The sequence below is a fragment of the Prochlorococcus marinus str. SB genome, from assembly GCF_000760115.1.
GTDB lineage: Bacteria > Cyanobacteriota > Cyanobacteriia > PCC-6307 > Cyanobiaceae > Prochlorococcus_A > Prochlorococcus_A marinus_D.
This window is the reverse complement of sequence record NZ_JNAS01000002.1, coordinates 15,356-32,390: the sequence shown is the minus strand read 5'-3', so window position 1 is coordinate 32,390 and position 17,035 is coordinate 15,356. Positions and strand designations below refer to the sequence as shown.

Annotated in this window: 20 protein-coding genes; 12 read left to right on the top strand and 8 right to left on the bottom strand. The window is 30.0% G+C overall.

Translation table 11 applies throughout. The annotated features are described in order from the left end of the window. Nucleotides 1-36: 36 nt before the first annotated feature. The 3 genes from EV02_RS06025 to EV02_RS06035 all read left to right on the top strand — a co-directional run bounded on the left by EV02_RS06025 (nt 37) and on the right by EV02_RS06035 (nt 909). Nucleotides 37-237 (top strand): glycoprotein, encoded by a 201-nt coding sequence (locus EV02_RS06025; protein WP_241433703.1) that lies wholly within the window; start codon nt 37-39, stop codon nt 235-237. A 2-nt stretch (nt 238-239) separates the two neighbouring features. Further along, nucleotides 240-539 (top strand): TIGR02450 family Trp-rich protein, encoded by a 300-nt coding sequence (locus EV02_RS06030; RefSeq protein WP_032519256.1) that lies wholly within the window; start codon nt 240-242, stop codon nt 537-539. Between the two features lie 136 nt (nt 540-675). Further along, nucleotides 676-909 (top strand): hypothetical protein, encoded by a 234-nt coding sequence (locus tag EV02_RS06035; RefSeq protein WP_032519255.1) that lies wholly within the window; start codon nt 676-678, stop codon nt 907-909. Nucleotides 910-955: 46 nt separating this feature from the next. On the opposite strand, the gene EV02_RS09480 is transcribed toward EV02_RS06035, so the two are convergent. Then, a complete protein-coding gene (locus EV02_RS09480; RefSeq protein ID WP_167315821.1) occupies nt 956-1,132 on the bottom strand; it encodes a hypothetical protein in 177 nt (58 codons plus the stop codon). Nucleotides 1,133-1,459: 327 nt separating this feature from the next. Here EV02_RS09480 and EV02_RS06040 point away from each other — a divergent pair, with 327 nt between their 5' ends. The 3 genes from EV02_RS06040 (at nt 1,460) to EV02_RS06050 (ending at nt 4,289) form a co-directional block, all read left to right on the top strand. Then, nucleotides 1,460-2,518: a chlorophyll a/b binding light-harvesting protein gene (locus tag EV02_RS06040; protein ID WP_025924339.1), complete on the top strand. Its 1,059-nt coding sequence runs from the start codon at nt 1,460-1,462 to the stop codon at nt 2,516-2,518. Between the two features lie 88 nt (nt 2,519-2,606). After that, a complete protein-coding gene (locus EV02_RS06045) occupies nt 2,607-3,998 on the top strand; it encodes a sodium:solute symporter (RefSeq protein WP_032519254.1) in 1,392 nt (463 codons plus the stop codon). A 33-nt stretch (nt 3,999-4,031) separates the two neighbouring features. Beyond that, nucleotides 4,032-4,289, top strand: a complete 258-nt coding sequence (locus EV02_RS06050; RefSeq protein WP_032519253.1) for a hypothetical protein — start codon at nt 4,032-4,034, stop codon at nt 4,287-4,289. Here the strand turns inward: EV02_RS06050 and EV02_RS06055 are convergent. Beyond that, a complete protein-coding gene (locus tag EV02_RS06055) occupies nt 4,286-4,945 on the bottom strand; it encodes a glutathione S-transferase (protein ID WP_032519249.1) in 660 nt (219 codons plus the stop codon). The two genes, EV02_RS06050 and EV02_RS06055, sit on opposite strands and share 4 nt — an antisense overlap. Nucleotides 4,946-5,019: 74 nt before the next feature. On the opposite strand from EV02_RS06055, the gene EV02_RS06060 reads away from it, so the two are divergent. Next, on the top strand, nt 5,020-5,562 hold the full coding sequence (locus tag EV02_RS06060; protein WP_032519246.1) for a GIY-YIG nuclease family protein: 543 nt from the start codon (nt 5,020-5,022) through the stop codon (nt 5,560-5,562). On the opposite strand, the gene EV02_RS06065 is transcribed toward EV02_RS06060, so the two are convergent. After that, the gene (locus tag EV02_RS06065; protein WP_032519244.1) at nt 5,559-6,266 is read right to left on the bottom strand and encodes an SDR family NAD(P)-dependent oxidoreductase; all 708 of its coding nucleotides are present in this window, start codon (nt 6,264-6,266) and stop codon (nt 5,559-5,561) included. The genes EV02_RS06060 and EV02_RS06065 overlap by 4 nt on opposite strands. Before the next feature lie 7 nt (nt 6,267-6,273). Continuing rightward, nucleotides 6,274-7,557, bottom strand: a complete 1,284-nt coding sequence (gene crtL / locus EV02_RS06070; RefSeq protein ID WP_032519242.1) for a lycopene beta cyclase — start codon at nt 7,555-7,557, stop codon at nt 6,274-6,276. 222 nt (nt 7,558-7,779) lie between these two features. On the opposite strand from crtL, the gene EV02_RS06075 reads away from it, so the two are divergent. Further along, nucleotides 7,780-8,781: an SDR family NAD(P)-dependent oxidoreductase gene (locus EV02_RS06075; protein WP_032519241.1), complete on the top strand. Its 1,002-nt coding sequence runs from the start codon at nt 7,780-7,782 to the stop codon at nt 8,779-8,781. Here the strand turns inward: EV02_RS06075 and EV02_RS06080 are convergent. Together EV02_RS06080 and EV02_RS06085 are read right to left on the bottom strand one after the other, a co-directional pair. Further along, nucleotides 8,752-9,783 carry a mechanosensitive ion channel family protein gene (locus EV02_RS06080; RefSeq protein ID WP_032519237.1) on the bottom strand — a complete coding sequence of 344 codons (1,032 nt, stop codon included), beginning with the start codon at nt 9,781-9,783 and terminating at the stop codon, nt 8,752-8,754. The two genes, EV02_RS06075 and EV02_RS06080, sit on opposite strands and share 30 nt — an antisense overlap. 77 nt (nt 9,784-9,860) lie before the next feature. After that, complete coding sequence (locus tag EV02_RS06085; RefSeq protein ID WP_032519236.1) at nt 9,861-10,427, bottom strand: isochorismatase family protein; 567 nt, start codon at nt 10,425-10,427, stop codon at nt 9,861-9,863. Between the two features lie 120 nt (nt 10,428-10,547). Between EV02_RS06085 and EV02_RS06090 the strand changes: the two genes are divergently transcribed. Beyond that, nucleotides 10,548-11,000 carry a Fur family transcriptional regulator gene (locus EV02_RS06090; protein WP_032519235.1) on the top strand — a complete coding sequence of 151 codons (453 nt, stop codon included), beginning with the start codon at nt 10,548-10,550 and terminating at the stop codon, nt 10,998-11,000. Between the two features lie 6 nt (nt 11,001-11,006). Here EV02_RS06090 and arsS read toward each other — a convergent pair whose 3' ends face one another. Then, nucleotides 11,007-11,939 carry an arsenosugar biosynthesis radical SAM (seleno)protein ArsS gene (arsS, locus tag EV02_RS06095; protein ID WP_032519233.1) on the bottom strand — a complete coding sequence of 311 codons (933 nt, stop codon included), beginning with the start codon at nt 11,937-11,939 and terminating at the stop codon, nt 11,007-11,009. 39 nt (nt 11,940-11,978) lie between these two features. Further along, nucleotides 11,979-13,199, bottom strand: coding sequence for a glucosylglycerol 3-phosphatase (stpA, locus tag EV02_RS06100; protein ID WP_032519231.1), 1,221 nt, complete (start codon nt 13,197-13,199; stop codon nt 11,979-11,981). 167 nt (nt 13,200-13,366) lie between these two features. Here stpA and EV02_RS06105 point away from each other — a divergent pair, with 167 nt between their 5' ends. The 3 genes from EV02_RS06105 to EV02_RS06115 all read left to right on the top strand — a co-directional run bounded on the left by EV02_RS06105 (nt 13,367) and on the right by EV02_RS06115 (nt 17,028). After that, nucleotides 13,367-14,875 (top strand): hypothetical protein, encoded by a 1,509-nt coding sequence (locus EV02_RS06105; RefSeq protein WP_032519230.1) that lies wholly within the window; start codon nt 13,367-13,369, stop codon nt 14,873-14,875. A gap of 92 nt (nt 14,876-14,967) precedes the next feature. Continuing rightward, nucleotides 14,968-15,627 carry a hypothetical protein gene (locus EV02_RS06110; protein WP_032520433.1) on the top strand — a complete coding sequence of 220 codons (660 nt, stop codon included), beginning with the start codon at nt 14,968-14,970 and terminating at the stop codon, nt 15,625-15,627. A gap of 72 nt (nt 15,628-15,699) precedes the next feature. After that, on the top strand, nt 15,700-17,028 hold the full coding sequence (locus EV02_RS06115) for an O-acetylhomoserine aminocarboxypropyltransferase/cysteine synthase family protein (protein WP_032519228.1): 1,329 nt from the start codon (nt 15,700-15,702) through the stop codon (nt 17,026-17,028). Nucleotides 17,029-17,035: the final 7 nt, after the last annotated feature.

Below are 17,035 nucleotides of genomic sequence, written 5' to 3'. Positions count from 1 at the left end.
AGAAATTTTCTTAAATTAAATAAAAAAGAAAAAGGCTTGAAGGCTAAGAATTTAACAACTTTCAATAAGAAGAATCTTGATAATTGGATGAATTTAACCAAAAAAGAACGATATAACTTATTAAAAAAAGACTCATTTAACTATATGGATAGAAGAAAACTTCTATTAGAGGAAATTAGAAAAGAGTATAAAGAAATATCTAGAGAAAATTCGAAGAAAAACATCAAGAAAAAATAATTATGGAAAATTTCTGGACTTCAAATAAACCCATAAAAGGATTAAGACATTTTGTTTTAGTAAATGAGACTAGAGAACAAGGAAATATTATTTTTTTAATGGTTTCAGTACTTGACTCTGAAATTAATTTAAAAACTACTTACGAAGAATTAATTAATAGTGGAAATTGGTACATGGGTTGGCTCAATCTTCCAAAGCTTCAATCGATTACAGAAGAATACGTTATTTATAAATCCATTAATAAAGGAGCAGGTAGCGATGAGATATTTATAAATGAAGATTCTTTATTAAATATTTCTTAATTTTACATAAATCATTCAAATCTCTTTTCTTTATCAAAACTAAGTTTTTTGTTACTTAATAATTATTTAAAAGTTTTACCCCTTTCAAAAAAATAAAATTAACGTTATCAAGGATTAATAATATTAACTTAATCCAATGTTAGGGGATATATGGAGCTCATCAGAGTTGACGGCGAAAAAACTAGGAATAACTGAAATTAAACTTTCTTTTTTACGTGAAAATGGAATACTCAAGCCTGGGATTCATTGGAAAAGCTCTCCACTCGGTCAGAAAAAGCCTTGGAAACCCAAAGCGCTTTACAATATAAAAATGTGCAAAAAAATAATTAATAAATTTTATTCTGAAGAAAACTATAATATTGCAGCATAAAAGCAAATGTATATATTTCATTGATTTGGAAATATATATAAATTATCTATTCTATTAAATTCTCATCCTTACACTCAATTAGAGTGTTTTGCAAAGTTGGATATAAGTTAATCATATTTATATATTGTTTTGATTTTCTATATGATTTTGCGGCCTTTTTGTAATGAACTTCAGATTTCATTTCTAGTGAAAATTTTCTAGAAGACTCTTGAGAAGTAGTCATAATATTAGATGTCTTATTTCATATTTAATAATTGTTTGAGAATGAGGCAATAAATAGGATGGTTTAATGAAACAAAACATCGTTTAATGTCAGCAAAAAGAAATTTAATAAAAATAAATTAAACTTAAAACTCTTTTTTTTGAGATGAAATCTATTGTCTAGCAATAAATTTACTGATGAAATCTAACTTCTTTTGTACTAAATCGTTTTGGTAAATTGATTGATTATTTTTTCTTAGGATTACTAATTTTTACAATTTTGTTGTGAATTCAACTGTTTGATGAAAATTAAAGTATTCTCAAAACGTTTAAGCTAATCATTTCCTAAATGCAAACCTACGGTAATCCAGATACCACTTACGGGTGGTGGGCTGGAAATTCAGGTGTAGCTAATCGCTCAGGAAAATTTATCGCTGCTCATGTAGCTCATGCAGGATTAATTGTTTTCTGGGCTGGTGCTTTCACCCTTTTTGAACTGTCACGATTTGATCCTAGTGTTCCTATGGGTCATCAACCTTTAATTGTTCTTCCACACTTAGCAACTCTAGGAATAGGGTTTGACGCCAATGGCGTTGCAATGGGAGATACTAAACCTGTACTTGCGATAGCAATTGTACACTTAGTCTCTTCTATGGTTTTAGCTGCTGGAGGACTTTTACACTCTCTACTTCTTCCTGGAAATTTAGAAGATTCAGATATTGCTAGAGCAAGAAAATTCAATATTGAATGGGATAATCCTGACAAATTGACATTTATTCTTGGACATCATCTCCTCTTCTTAGGATTTGCGGTTATTGCTTTCGTTGAATGGGCCAGAGTCCATGGGATTTATGATCCAGCTATTGGTGCTGTAAGACAAGTTGAATACGAATTAAACTTAGCAAAAATTTGGAACCATCAAACAGATTTTTTGACTATCGATAGTCTGGAAGAGGTTATGGGTGGTCATGCATTCTTAGCTTTTGTCGAGATAACAGGCGGTGCATGGCATATTGCTACTAAACAAGTAGGAGAATTCACCAAGTTCAAAGGTAAAGGTCTTTTATCAGCTGAAGCTGTTCTTTCTTGGTCCTTAGCAGGTATAGGCTGGATGGCTATTATTGCAGCTTTCTGGAGTGCAGCAAATACAACTGTATATCCTGTTGAATATTTTGGTGAACCACTAGAGTTGAAGTTTAGTATTTCTCCATATTGGATTGATACTGTTGATCTTCCTGATGGTGAGTTTACATCAAGGGCATGGTTAGCAAATGTTCACTACTACTTTGGTTTCTTCTTTATTCAAGGTCACCTTTGGCATGCTCTAAGAGCATTAGGCTTTGATTTCAAGAGAGTTACTAATGCTATTAGTAATATTGATAGTGCCACAATTACTCTAAAGGATTAAATTCTTAATTTAATCTTTTAATTAAAGGCCCTCTACAGGGCCTTTTTTATTTGAAAAATTTTGTTTATTAATCTAGATTGATAATTATATGTTTTTGAAATCATTGAATATTTTGTCTCTACAGAATAAAGATATTTTTTCAAATTCTCTCTTGATAAGTTTTTGGGGATTATTAATTATATTTTTTTTCTTGATTTTTGGGAGGAAATTTAAATTGGCTGTTCAACTTGAGAGATTTGGATTGCCGATTGCAGTTATATCAGGAATTTTAGGTATATCTATAGGCCCATTTGGAGCAATACACTTTTTACCAAAAGAAACAATCAATGTTTGGAGTAATTTTCCTACTCCTCTTTTATCATTAGTCTTCGCAACTTTAATGATGGGAAGACCTATCCCTAATATAAATGGTTTAGTTAAACCAATTTTTAATCAATTTCTATTAGCTCTTTCACTAGGTTTCGGACAATTTTTTGTCGGTGGTCTTGTTGTTAAATATTTTCTGCCTCCATCTATGGATGCAAATCCTCTAATGGGTTGTTTAATTGAAGTAGGTTTTGAGGGTGGTCATGGAGCCGCATCAATAATCGGTGAAAGTTTTAATAAACTAGGTTTCCCAAATGGTTTAGATCTTGGTTTGGCTATGGCAACAATGGGTCTTTTATCCTCTTCAATATTGGGAAGCATATTTATCTTTCTTGGTAGAACTTTAGGTCTTTCAGATACTGAGGAAATTTTTGAACAAAAAGATACTCTAAAGGGAAAAAATAATACAGGAATTTTTGCAGATTTAAGAATTTTTATAATAAATCTTGGATTCTCTGGTTTGGCAATTTCTTTTGGTGTTTTGCTACTTAAATTTCTAAGGTATATTTCAAGTTCTTTTGGTGATTTTTCGAAGGAAATTATTTTTTCACTTCCAGTATTCCCTTTTATCCTTATAGGTTCGCTCCTTATAAGATATATTTTGGAGAAAACCAAAAATACAGAATTCATTTCAAATATTCTGCAAAGGGAGATTGGTATTTTATCCACAGACTTATTAATTTTTACAGCTATGGCGAGTTTAGATATTGCAGTTGTTTTTGATAATTGGCTACTTATTTTAGTGTTTACTATTTTCGGTTTATTTTGGAATTTAATCTGCATTGCTTATTTCGCATTCTTTATTTTTGATGATTATTGGTTTGAAAAAAGTTTGATAGAGTTTGGAAATTCTACAGGTGTAGTGGCTTCTGGGTTACTTCTTTTAAGGCTTGCAGATCCTAAAAATATTTCTAAGACTTTACCAATTTTTACGTCAAAACAGCTATTCGCTCAGTTAATTCTTTCTGGGGGACTATTCACAGTTCTTGCACCATTAATGATTTCTAAAATTGGGTTAGATTATTGGACAGAAATTTGTGCCCTAATTACATTCGTAATTCTTTTTATTGCATTGATTTTTAATAAAGTAGAGATGAAAAAGTTTCAAAGATAACACTAGAATGGTGAAAAATTAAATTTTATATTAATGTCATTTACTCCCTACGATATTCCACCTCAAGAAAATAAAGGGAAGTGGTTTAGGAGTCATTTACTCGGAAGGGAAATCGAACTTGGTGAACTGTATAGTCTTGGATCAAATGAATTAGATTTGCTTATGGCGGAGACTGCAGAAATTAGAAGCGATCTTGATTTTAAGGAAAAAAATATAGGCAAATTTAGGACTGCAGGATATTTTTTGGAGTTAGCAAGAATAATTGAGAAAAGGAAGTTGTTGGAAAGTTAATTATATGGGAAAAAATTCTTTCTAGAAGATCGTTCCCATAATTCGTATTTATACATTAAGGATTGAAATCCTCTATTTTTCTCAAATGAATCTAACCATTTTTTTATTGAGGATTCAAAATAATTTGTTCTTTTTTGACTTTCACAAGCGATTCTAAATTGTCTAACAAAAGGCCAAATAGACCAATCAGCGATCGTGGGGCTATCTCCAAAAAAGTATTTGTTTTCTGAAAGAAGTTCGTTCCATCTCTTTATAAATTTAATCGCATTTGTGAAATGAAATTCTTCATCACTATTGTTATATCTTGTGGCATATTTAAATCGATCTAAATGATATTTGAATTTGTTATCATTTTCATTAATTATTTTAAAAATAGCTTCCTTTTTGTTTTCAGGAAAATAAATTAATTTGATGTTTTTCTTTTTTGATTCTGAGAGAGCCCAAAGGATGATTTCAAGACTTTCTTCAATAACTTCACTATTTTTTTTTATAAGTATTGGAACCGTTTTCGTCTTTGAATTATTTAAAAAATCTAGAGGTTTATTTTTTAAATCAATTTCTCTTATCTCTACTTTTATTTCACAAATTAACAGGGCCCATCTTGCACGAATTGCATATGGACATCTTCGAAATGAATATAAAATATCGTTTTTCATATTGTAAAAACTTTAAATTTCCTTGATTCTTTTAGTATTATTTAAGAAGTAACAGAATTAATTTTACAACGCAAATGTCGGGATATGTTTACCTCATTAGAGTAGGAGACCTTTATAGGATTGGGAAAGCAGATAATCTTGAAAAGAAAATTAAGAAATTAAAGCCAGATGAATTATTAACATCAATTATGACGAAAGAGCCAGAAACTCTCGAAGCAAGATTACTAAGAAAATATAAGTCGCAAAGAATTCCTGAAACTGGTTATTTAAAGCTTTCTAAAAGACAAATTAGAGAATGTATAAAGCAATTTGAATTAAAGGGTAGCTTACCTCATACTTTAGAAGCTGAAGTTTCCATAACTCTATTTGCATCTTTTTTATTTTTTTCATCAAGTACCTTTATTTTTAATTATTTAAATTTTGGAATTGTAAAATCTATATCTTATTCTTTCGGAATGGCTTCGCTACCAATGGTTATATTATTCATTACAGGTAGTTTTGGAGGATACTTTTCTGAAGATTTATCTCTTTTTTCATTGTTAACTAATCGAATAAAAGGTTTATTCATTGCAATTGCAATGCTCTCTATAGCTTACTTAATTTTCAATTTAGGTTAAATTTCATAATTACAATTTAGGGCAATTTCAAATGGAACTGATTGGTTAGGTAACTTCAGAATCGTTGAGCATATTTCAGCAATATCTTCAGGTTGTGTCATGCTTGATTTGTCCAGGGAAGAGATATTTTGAGCCATTTCTGTATTAACCCAACTTGGGCAAATTGCTGAAACCCTTATATTTTTATCCCAACCTTTATTTTTCATCGTTTGGCATAATCCCATCAAAGCAAACTTTGAAGAAGAGTAAGCGGCTAAATCACCTTTAGATCTTTTCCCACTCATTGAAACTAAAACGATAATTCTTCCTCTGCCTGAGGCGCATAAATTATCCCAAGAAAGCCTACATAAATTCCAAATTGCCAAAAAATTGATATTTATTGTATTTAAAATATCTTCTTCGTCACCATCCTTGAATAAGAAAGGAACTCTCGATAATACTCCAGAACAATTTATTACTGAATCAAATCCTCCAAATTCATCTTCGGTATTCTTTATCCAATTTTCGGCTGTAATTTTTTTTAATGCATCATAGTGGTTGATTATAATTTTCCCTTCTGGCCATTTTTTGGGATCAATAGCGCTTCCTTTTAATGATTCTAAATCTCTTATGCCAACACTAATTCTATTGCCTTCTTTTAATTCTTTATGCGCAATATTTAGTCCAATACCTCTACTGGCTCCACTTATTAGTATGGTTCTCATTTTTAAACTATATGTTTGGAAATATTATCCTAAGTAACATTTTAAATTCTCTACCATGCATAACCATAAGACCTTTTTTCACACTCCATGGAGCCTTTATAAACATTACGCACATCGCATATACAATCTCTTTTAAAGAAAGAGTATCAGTTAGAAAACCATACCATTGATTTTTAGGTAGTTGGAAAAAACTACCAAAAAATTCTCTCAATAGTTTCTCGTCAAACCGCATAAGTTTTTCTAATCCAAATTGGTAAAGTGATTTCTTCCTAATTAATTCTTTTGACCATAAAGTTTCCCAACCTTTTCTAGAAATATGATAGGTACTTAGATTTTTATTTTTAATTGCTTCTGAGACTGCCTTAGCGACAAGTGGAGCTCTTCTTAAAACATTACCAATTAAATATCCAGATGCAGGATGTACCATTGAAGCAGCACCACCATATCCAAGTATTGGTTGTTTGAAATCTGGGATTGGCATATTCATAGGGAGAAATAAGCCAAGCTCTTCGTGCTGCATGCTCGTGATTGATATATTTCGATAAGAAAGCCTCTTCTCTAGTCTCTCTTTTAAATTTTCCATTGTTAGAGGATTTACTAAACCAAGAGATGTCTCTTCAAGAAAATATTTACCATCCCCCATATCCATTGCATAAAGAAAAGTGGGCGGTTCTTTTTTTTGCTCATCGTTAAGATGGTCATTTCTATAGTCCATCAATACAAACTGCCCTTTCTTAAGTGGAGGTTTACTAAAATTACCTACTATTCCATAACAAGTTTGGACTGCTAAGGGACCACACGATTTTAATTTAAGAAAAATAGGATCATATCCTGTTGCATCTACTACTAATCTTGCAGAGTAAGTCTTGCCATCTTTTGTGGTTACTGTACTTTTGTTTTTTTCAAAATGTATTTTGTTTGCAAAGCCTTTATGCCATTTAATAAAAGACTTATTGCATTCATTAAACCAATAATTGTGGAGTTTCTTCTTATCAAATAGTCCATAATCTAGTGAATGTTCCGTGGCTTTATTCTCATCGTCCTGTTCTTCTAAAGCGCCATGCCCAAAAAAACTTACAGTATTCTTCCATCTATATTCAAGTAAATCCTGAAGCCCGAGTTGATCAACTTCTTTCCCCCAAATGCCATATGTGTTTGGCCAAGGTTCATCTGGTCCATTTGGAGAAAGCACTCCAACATCTAATTTTTCCTTTCCTAAAGCTGAGGCAATTGCCATACCTGCAGGCCCTGCACCCAAAACAAGAACATCTGGCATATTTTCTTTTGACATTAAATATAAATCTTATGATTAAAGAAATTTATGGAACAAATTATTACTTCTGCGACTAGGGTTATATATTTCATCCAATATTTATAATGAAAGTAGATTAATAATAATCAAATTACTCAAATACTAGTGACTAAGTTTTCGGTGTTTTAACAATAATTTATAAGATTACAAAATAAAAAAAACTTTATTTATTTTTTTATGATAAAAAAAATAGGAATTTAAATGATTAAAAATAAACATATTTTAATTACTGGAGGTAATTCAGGAATAGGTTTTTTTGCCATTATTAATTTACTAAAGACGAAAAATATTTTATATGTTGTAATAAAAAACGAATTAAGAAAGAATCAATTTCTCAAAAAAATTGAGAAATATTTTGATAAAAATTACCTTATTAAATTTTTAAATATTATTGAAAATTGTGATCTTTCAGATCTAGAGAATATTAACAAAATTAAAGATTACTTTATTAGTAAAAAAAATTTTTTAGATGTTGTTGTTTTAAATGCAGGATTGCAATATACAGGCTCTTTTTACCCTAAAGTATCAAAACAAGGCATAGAACTAACATTTGCGGTAAATCATCTTGCACATTTTTACTTGGTCAATGTACTGAAAGATTTTATTAGAGATGAAGAAGAATCTAGAATCATTATTACATCATCAGATGTTCACGATCCGAAAAGTTCAGGTGGCAATATAGGAAAGAAAGCGGGACTTAATAACCTAGTTGATTTTAGAAAAAAAGTAACTGGGCAATTTTTAAATTTTAATGCTGATGAAGCTTATAAAAATAGTAAGTTATGTAATATTTTGTTTGCTAAAGAACTTGAAAAAAAATTAAAAATGTCCTCCAGTAAAATTTCTGTAATAACTTGGGCTCCCGGTCTCGTAATACCAAATGATGATTCTGGTTTTTTTAGATACAGTAAACGTTTTAATCTCTTTGGATATTTAATTTTTTCTAAAGCTGCAAAAAATATTTTAGGAATTTCTGAAAGTATAGAAAATGCAGGAAAGATTCTTTCTGAAATTGTTCTTGATTCAAATTTAAATAATGTTGGTTTCATATATTTAAGTAATAAACTTATAGCTAGAAAAAAACATAAATTAGTTGAAAGTAACGCTAGTGATGAAGCAAATAGTGATGAGTTGGCTTCAAAACTTTGGATTTTAAGTAAAGATATTTGTAGATCATTTGGATTTGTTACTTTCAATATTTAAGGTTTGTGTTGGGAATGCAAAATCTATATTATTAATTGCAAATTCCTCAATAATTCTTAAATTTATAGATTGTTGAGCTTCCATTGCAGCAAGATAATTATTAGTTGGTATGTAATAAACAAGTTCGAAATTAAGACTGAAGTCACCAAAATCTGTAAAATGACACCTATCAAAAGAAGCATCTTTTGTCTCTTCAACTATTTTTTTTATTATTATTGGAATCGATTTCATAAGTTTTGGAGAGGTTTCATAAACAACTCCTAATTTATGCACTAACCTTCTTTTTTCCATTTGTGCGTAATTTGAAATTATTCCATTTGTAAGGGCGCTGTTGCTCATTACTATTACTTCTCCATTGATACTTCTTATTCTTGAGGATCTTACTCCGACCCTCTCAACCATTCCAAGGACGCCATCAGATTTTATAAACTCACCTTTTTGAAAAGGTTTATCAAGCAAAATTGTTATGTATTCAAAAAACTCCTGAACTGGATCTTTCAAAGCTAATCCTGCACCAATACCCCCAGCACTGAGAAGAGCCCAAATAGCAGTCATTTGAACACCTATATTTTGTAAGTAAAAGATTGAACCAATAGTCCATGTTAATGCTTTTATTAAGGGAGTAAGTGAAGATATCATTGAACTAATTGAGGAATCATTAATTTTCGATGTCGATTCTGTTAAAGATCTTATTAAAACTTTGTTGAGAGCTTTTATAATTATTATCAATATAAATAATTTCAGAATATTTAATAATACAGAGATAAAAGTTATTTCATCAGCAACAAAATAGTCAATTGAAAAATAAAATGAGAGGAGAAAACCTATAGGTCTAATAATTCCAGAGATTACCTCAAAAATAAAATCATCAAAATTTGTTTTTGTACGTTTGGAAATCTTTTTGAAGAATATTTTTGAAAGTTTAGAGATTAATAGCGACAATAAAATTCCAATAAAAAAAATAGATATTGCCAGAAGGAAGTTTTCACTAACTAATTTCATATTCAAATAGAACTTAAAATTTATCTTTAATAAAATTTTAAATTATCTCTAGATAACAAACCAGTCTTAATTTTTCTTTATCTAATTATTATATTCCTAATTTCTTTAAATTCTTTTCTATCCGCAGTTTTGCATAATTCAAAAATTATTGATTCAGTAGTAGTTAAGATCGCCCCCTTTTGAATCATTCTCTGCAATGCTATTTCATGATCTACCCTATTTCGACTGCTCATAGCATCTGATACGAGAATAACTTCAAATCCTTTTTGTAAAAAATCTAAGGCTGTTTGTTGAATACAAATATGCGTTTCGACACCACAAACTATCAAATTTGTAATTTTCTTATTTTTAAGTTCTTCTAAAAATTCTTGAATGTTAGCTAAGCTGAATTCCATTTTCTCAATTTTTTTAAATCCATTTTTGGGCAATAATTCAGGTATCGTTGCACCCAATTTGAATGGGTTCTGTTCAGATAAAAAAATGTTTTCTTCTAAAATTTGGTAGGCATCTATAAGCTTTTTGATGTTTTTAGTTATTGAATCCTTTTTAAATATTGCTCTTAAAATTTTTTCCTGAACATCTACGATTAGTAAAGCATTCACTTTTGGTGATAGTTTGTCAGAAGATTTTTCATGACCCTTCATCATTTGTATTTAAAGATATATTCAACATAGTATTTTGAACAACTTTAGTAAACATTTTTAATCAAAAAGTTGTTTTACTCTCATCTAGAGCTATTATTGAGAATAGCCTTGGGTTAATTGTTGTCATTATCTTCTCAATACAATGTCATCACATCTCCTCTTGGAGACGGCTTACATAAAGATGGGAAGAGGTTAACTCCTCAAAGGCTTAAGGTTCTTAATTTATTTGAAAATATTGGTTCTGGAAAGCATCTTAGTGCTGAAGAAGTACATGAAAAGTTAGTTAAATCAAGCTCCAAAGTTTCACTTGCAACAATTTATAGAACTTTAAGACTTTTAGTGCAAATGGGTTTGCTTCATGAATTAGAACTCAGTGAGGGCGGACACAGATATGAGTTGCTTAGTAATGAAACTCCTGATCATCATCATTTAATTTGTATTAGGTGTGGTAGAACAGAAGAATTCGAAAATGAAGAAGTTTTAGAAGCAGGTAAAGTTGCAGCAAAAATTAATGGGTTTAAACTAATTGAATCCTCTTTAAACGTAAGAGCTATATGTCCTAATTGCATCTAGCAGATTTTAACTTAAAGTACCTCCGCAACTTGATCCTGCTCCTGCAGTACAGGCAAAACAATGTTCTTTTACAGCTACCCTGTAGTCAAAAGTAAATGACTCATCCAATAGATCAAAAAGTGATTTTGGTCCTTTATTCTCTCGGAAATTTATCTGTTGATTAAAGTCACAATCATAAATTTCTCCAAGCCAATTTACACTAATAGTTTTTTTGCACATTAGATTTTCTAAATTATTTTCATTAAAATTTTCTTTTAGTAATTTGTAATAACTATTTAGTTTCCCTTCTCTTCTTAGAAATTCTTCATATCTATTTATTGGCATATTAGTTATTGTGAATAAATTATTAAAAACAATATTATATTTTTCGAATAGTATTTTTTTGTAATCTTTTTCCAATATTTTCTGAGAAGGTGGAAGAATTGGGCTTACAGGATTGTAAACAAGATTTAATTGCAATCCATTTTCCTTCTTTCCATAGCCTAGATCATTAAGAATTTTTATAGCATTAATACTTTTTTCAAAAACCCCAAGACCCCTTTGAAACTCAACATTATCTTTTTCATAACATGGTAGCGAAGCAGTAACTATTACTTTATTCTTTGCAAGAAATTGAGGAAGATCTTCATAACCTTCTTCAAAGAAAATTGTTAAATTGCATCTATCAATAATATCAATTTGTTTTGTGCTCAAACTAGCTATAAGGTTTTTAAATTCTGGGTGAAGTTCTGGCGCACCACCTGTTATATCTAAAGTCTTGATTTTGTACTTATCAATTATTTTTGGAATGAGAGATATTATTTCATTGGACATCTTTTCAGTCCTTAGAGGACTTGAATTAACATGACAATGCTTACAAGCCTGATTGCATTTATAACCTATATTGATTTGCAATGTTTCTATAGGTTCTTTATATATTGAGGGGAATTTTTCTTTCATAAATCTATTATTTATAAATTGTCATTAAAAATTCAAAAGTCAACTAATTTTTTTAAAGTTTGATCTCTTATTAGCAAGTTCAATAAACCAACTTATATATTCTTTGGGACCATTTTGAAAAACCAAGTCAAACTTTAAGTTGTCATAAAGATCACTGATCCCTGTTAAACCAGTTTTTTTTGTAGAAGGTCTTTCAACTTCACCAGAACTACTATCTACAAAAATTATTTTATTATTAATACCAAATTCATTCCCTAATATTTGTATAAATTCTAAAAAAGATCTGTCACTTCCTCCTCTCAAATAACTTTTTTCACCATTATTTTTTTTTGATGTTATTGTGTCACCAACTCCTACAATCAAAGGCATATCTTCTGTATGAATAGTACTTTTGCATAAATCAATTTTTCCTGTAATAGAATTTGGAGAGTTTCTAAAATTAAAATCTCTTCCAAAAGGAGCTTTACCTGTTTTTTTCTCAATAAATTTATTTAAAAGAAATAAGACTCCAGAATCTTTAACTGCTCCTTTAATAAGTAATTGTATGTCTGTTGATCCGATATCATCTTTAGAAGAAAGTTTAATTCTTTCTTTACCATTTTTATTTCCTAAATTTGGTGAAATATGCAGGAAAAATGAGTTTTTGAGGCCTTCGGATTCAGCTTTAAAGATGATTTCATTCATCATTTTTTCAAAACTAATTTGAATAAGCTTTCTTCTATCAGAATCATTGTTAACTAAATCAAATAGACTATTGAAATTAATTGTTGGCGAGAAGCGTGTTTCGCATATTGATTTTAATGCGTGAAAATTGATATCTTCTTGGCTAAGTTCAGGAAAAATATTCTTAACTATAAAATTAAACTTTGGTCTTATTAGACTAGGAACTTTATATAAAAAATTTAGTTCTTTTTGTGAGACTCCTTCAAAACTTATTTCACCATTGTTGTCTTGATACTCTACGCCACAGGCTGCTAAACCTCTTAAATATAGTTCTTTTTTTTTTGGCTCAGTAGTGCTTCTTAAACTCCTTTCTATTATTCTATTAACCCCTCTTGGACCTTCATGTTCCCCGCAAGTTAATACAAAGAATTCCTCTGCAAATTTTTTTACTGCATAGATATATTTTGATTCTAATTCTCTAGTCATTGGATCTTTAACTAAAGGTATACAAACTCCGTCAATGTCTTGAATAATTAAAATATTTTTAGAAGAAATTAATTGTTTTTGTGCCTTTAAATTACTTGCCAAATATTCCATATTTATAATTATTTCTTTTTTTAATTTAATTTCTATATCTCAGTAAAATTATAAATTAAAAAATTCAATATTTATAATAAATAATTTGCTATGGTCAAAAATTGCTTTAATGTAGAAAAATGTTGGTATTGGTAAGAAATTAAAAAAAATTATAAAGAATTTCCAAAATGCAGAATAATTTTATAGAAAACATAAATGATAAAAAATATTTTTATTCATTGATTGAAGATATAGAGAAGATGAAAGTTGGATTTTACAGTGTCGGTTTATATCCTGCATCGTTAGCATACAACTGTGCCATGCATGGAAGATCAAATAATATTCTATTAGCTCCTAGGGAAGATAGAGATTTGTTAGGTGCATTTTCAAAAGATGTTATTAACAATATGGATAATGAGATTCTTGAAAAGATTAAGAGAATGGGACATTATTCTTCGGAGGGAAAAAGAAAGTCTTTTGATCTAGAAGATCTTCTCTTGAAATGTAAGATAGTTATTCTTGCTTCAAATAGTAATCATATACAAGATGATGTTAAACATGCTTTAGAACTCAGAAAAACTTTAAAAAGAGAAAATGTGGTTCTTGGTTGTCTTGTCGGTTCCTTTTGCATTGATAAAAAAAATAAAAACCCTTTTATTATCTGTAATAAATATCCAAATTTAGCTTTTTTTACAGGATTTCACCGTCATGGAGCTTTACGAAATCCTAATGATAGTTTTACTGCAAATTTCTGTCATCCTGATGCACTAACAGCATTAATAGGAGCTCGCATTTTAAATCAATTATCGCCGAAAATTCAAGTTTCTCCTGGAGTTCATAATATTGAATGTCAATATATAAAATCAATAAAAAATATATCATCCATATTTGCAGGTTTTGTAAATAACTTTCATTCTGATAAGCCTGGAATGCTACCTACTATTAATACGATTTTGTTAACTCAATGTTTAGATCAGGCCGCATCAGTATCATTACAAGTTAGAAAAGAAAATAAATTAGAGAATAAATATCTTTCATTAAAAGAACTTGGTTATGGTGAAGAAATAATTAGTGCAAAGGAAATAATTAATGATGAATTTTGTGAAAAAGGAGATTATACTTTTTCTCAATTAAATGCTGTTAAGGCTGATGTCTTAGGGAGTATGACTCTTCCAAGTGAAGGGAAACCAACACGGAATTTTCAAGCAGGACAAGTTTTATCAGATATGCTTTTGCAACTCAATAGATGTCCAAAAGAGGTATCAGAATTCGTAAATTGGTGTGATAAATACTCTCTAAGTCAAGGAGGTTTAGAAGGTCTAAAATCTTTAAAATTTTGGCCAGAAATTTATAAAGAATTCAAAATCAATAATAATAATTGTTCTATGATAAATCTGATTTATTTATGCTTTAATGCAAATTCAGAAGAAAAAAAAGAAATTTATAAGGTTTTAATTAGTTCAGAAGAAATCACTAATTTTTGCCAAGAATCTGTGAAATCTGAATCATCTTTAGAACTAAATGAAAAATTAAAAGGAGATTATCTTTTTAACGATATTGAAAACTTTTATAAGAAATTATTTATTGACAAAGAGCAAAACGCCCTTAAAACAAATCAATATAATAATCAAATTTCTAAAAAAAATCCTAGTTATATCAATGTATTGAAAATTATTAATAAATATTTTAATAATTGATTATTTTTCTAATTTGCTAGAAAGTAAAGTTCTTAATTTATTTACTAATTTTGATTGCAGGGTTAGAATTATTATGGTTTAAAAGGATTTTTTTGAAAAAGGAATTAACTCATCGTTCTCATGAACTTAAAGCTCTTGGTTGGAATCAAGAAGACTTAACAAGATACGAAGATTTATGGGACTACAGTCAAAGATGGGGATTAATAAATTTAGAAAGAGAAGACAGAAAGTTTTTAAAGAAGGCAGAAAAGTTACTCCCAAAGATCCAAAATAAAAAGATATCCGTTAAAAAAACTATTGAAGAAAAAGCTTATTATCTATGGTTAAATTTTTACCTCGATGAAATTAATATTTTTAGTAAATCTAATCTTCCAAAAAATAAATATGGTGTTTGGACACTCTTAATTGAAGAGGAAATAAAACTTCTTAAAGAATTAAAACCAGTTATGGGTCTTCCAGATACTTTAAAAGCTAAGAATCTATTCGAAAATAGAAAAGAGCTTATAAATAAAGCTTTTAACGAATTTGATGCTAACAACAATGATAAGTGTTTCAATTTTGATGAGGTACTTAACAATTCTGAAAAAAATGTAGGTAAGAATTGGAAATCAATTACTGAAAAAGATCCTGAAGCTAATAAAACTTTTCCAATAATTGATTCTGCAAATATTGAGAAACTCAGATCTGCGATAAAAGAAGATTTGAGTTTATATATGAAAGATAATTACCCCTCATTAAAAAAGGATTTATAAATATTTATCTTTTTTTTGTTTTTTTTTGGGACTTTTTTAAGTTAAATAGATAATAGGATTATTAAAAAAATTTTGAGCAACCAAAAGTTCGAGACACTTCAGTTACATGCAGGCCAAGTGCCTGATCCAACTACAAATTCTAGAGCAGTTCCCATTTATCAAACTAGTTCCTATGTTTTTGATAATGCCGAGCATGGCGCGAATCTTTTTGGATTAAAAGAATTTGGAAATATTTATACCCGACTTATGAATCCCACCACAGATGTCTTTGAAAAAAGGATGGCAGCTTTGGAGGGAGGGATGGCAGCACTTGCAACATCCTCAGGTCAAGCTGCTCAATTCTTGGCAATCGTGAACTGCATGACAGCAGGGGATAATTTTGTCTCTACATCTTTTTTATATGGCGGGACCTACAATCAATTCAAAGTACAATTTCCAAGATTAGGAATACAAGTTAAATTTGCAGATGGTGATAGTATCGATAGTTTTAGAAATAAAATTGATGATAAAACAAAAGCAATATATGTCGAATCAATGGGAAATCCTAGGTTCAACATTCCAGATTTTGAGGGACTCTCTGCTTTGGCGAAGGAAAATGGAATTCCTCTAATAGTGGATAATACCCTTGGTGCGGGTGGTGCTTTAATAAGGCCAATTGATTTCGGAGCCGATATTGTTGTAGAAAGTGCAACGAAATGGATCGGTGGACATGGAACAAGCATCGGTGGGGTTATTGTTGATGCTGGAACCTTTGATTGGGGAAATGGTAAATTCCCACTAATGAGTCAGCCAAGCGCTGCTTATCATGGGCTCGTTCATTGGGACGCTTTTGGTTTCGGTAGTGATATCTGCAAATCTTTGGGAGTACCAAATAACAGAAATATAGCTTTTGCGTTAAGAGCAAGACTTGAATGCCTTAGAGACTGGGGATCAGCTCAAAGTCCCTTTAATTCTTTCTTGCTATTGCAGGGTTTGGAAACTCTAAGTTTAAGAATAGAGAGACAAACTTCTAATGCGCTTGAACTAGCAAAATGGTTAGATTCTAATTCTAATGTAAGCAGTGTTAATTATCCTGGCCTAGAATCTGATCCATATTACTCTAGTGCCAAAAAATATACTACTGGAAGGGGAATGGGTTGCATGCTTATGTTCTCTCTTAATGGGGGTTATGAAAATGCAGTAAAATTTATTGATTCCTTAAAATTAGCTAGCCATCTTGCAAACGTTGGCGATTCAAAAACATTAGTAATTCATCCTGCTTCAACAACTCATCAGCAATTATCTGAAGAAGAACAATTATCTGCAGGTGTTACTCCCACTATGGTAAGAGTTTCTGTAGGAATTGAGCATATTGACGACATAAAAGCAGATTTCGAACAAGCACTTTCACAAATTACATAGGAAAGGA

Excerpts from the sequence above, each read along its gene's own strand:
- EV02_RS06030 (WP_032519256.1), top strand. The coding sequence starts at position 240 with ATGGAAAATTTCTGGACTTCAAATAAACCCATAAAAGGATTAAGACAT.
- EV02_RS06035 (WP_032519255.1), top strand. The coding sequence starts at position 676 with ATGTTAGGGGATATATGGAGCTCATCAGAGTTGACGGCGAAAAAACTA.
- EV02_RS09480 (WP_167315821.1), bottom strand. The coding sequence starts at position 1,132 with ATGACTACTTCTCAAGAGTCTTCTAGAAAATTTTCACTAGAAATGAAA.
- EV02_RS06040 (WP_025924339.1), top strand. The coding sequence starts at position 1,460 with ATGCAAACCTACGGTAATCCAGATACCACTTACGGGTGGTGGGCTGGA.
- EV02_RS06045 (WP_032519254.1), top strand. The coding sequence starts at position 2,607 with ATGTTTTTGAAATCATTGAATATTTTGTCTCTACAGAATAAAGATATT.
- EV02_RS06050 (WP_032519253.1), top strand. The coding sequence starts at position 4,032 with ATGTCATTTACTCCCTACGATATTCCACCTCAAGAAAATAAAGGGAAG.
- EV02_RS06055 (WP_032519249.1), bottom strand. The coding sequence starts at position 4,945 with ATGAAAAACGATATTTTATATTCATTTCGAAGATGTCCATATGCAATT.
- EV02_RS06060 (WP_032519246.1), top strand. The coding sequence starts at position 5,020 with ATGTCGGGATATGTTTACCTCATTAGAGTAGGAGACCTTTATAGGATT.
- EV02_RS06065 (WP_032519244.1), bottom strand. The coding sequence starts at position 6,266 with ATGAGAACCATACTAATAAGTGGAGCCAGTAGAGGTATTGGACTAAAT.
- crtL (WP_032519242.1), bottom strand. The coding sequence starts at position 7,557 with ATGTCAAAAGAAAATATGCCAGATGTTCTTGTTTTGGGTGCAGGGCCT.
- EV02_RS06075 (WP_032519241.1), top strand. The coding sequence starts at position 7,780 with ATGATTAAAAATAAACATATTTTAATTACTGGAGGTAATTCAGGAATA.
- EV02_RS06080 (WP_032519237.1), bottom strand. The coding sequence starts at position 9,783 with ATGAAATTAGTTAGTGAAAACTTCCTTCTGGCAATATCTATTTTTTTT.
- EV02_RS06085 (WP_032519236.1), bottom strand. The coding sequence starts at position 10,427 with ATGAAGGGTCATGAAAAATCTTCTGACAAACTATCACCAAAAGTGAAT.
- arsS (WP_032519233.1), bottom strand. The coding sequence starts at position 11,939 with ATGAAAGAAAAATTCCCCTCAATATATAAAGAACCTATAGAAACATTG.
- stpA (WP_032519231.1), bottom strand. The coding sequence starts at position 13,199 with ATGGAATATTTGGCAAGTAATTTAAAGGCACAAAAACAATTAATTTCT.
- EV02_RS06105 (WP_032519230.1), top strand. The coding sequence starts at position 13,367 with ATGCAGAATAATTTTATAGAAAACATAAATGATAAAAAATATTTTTAT.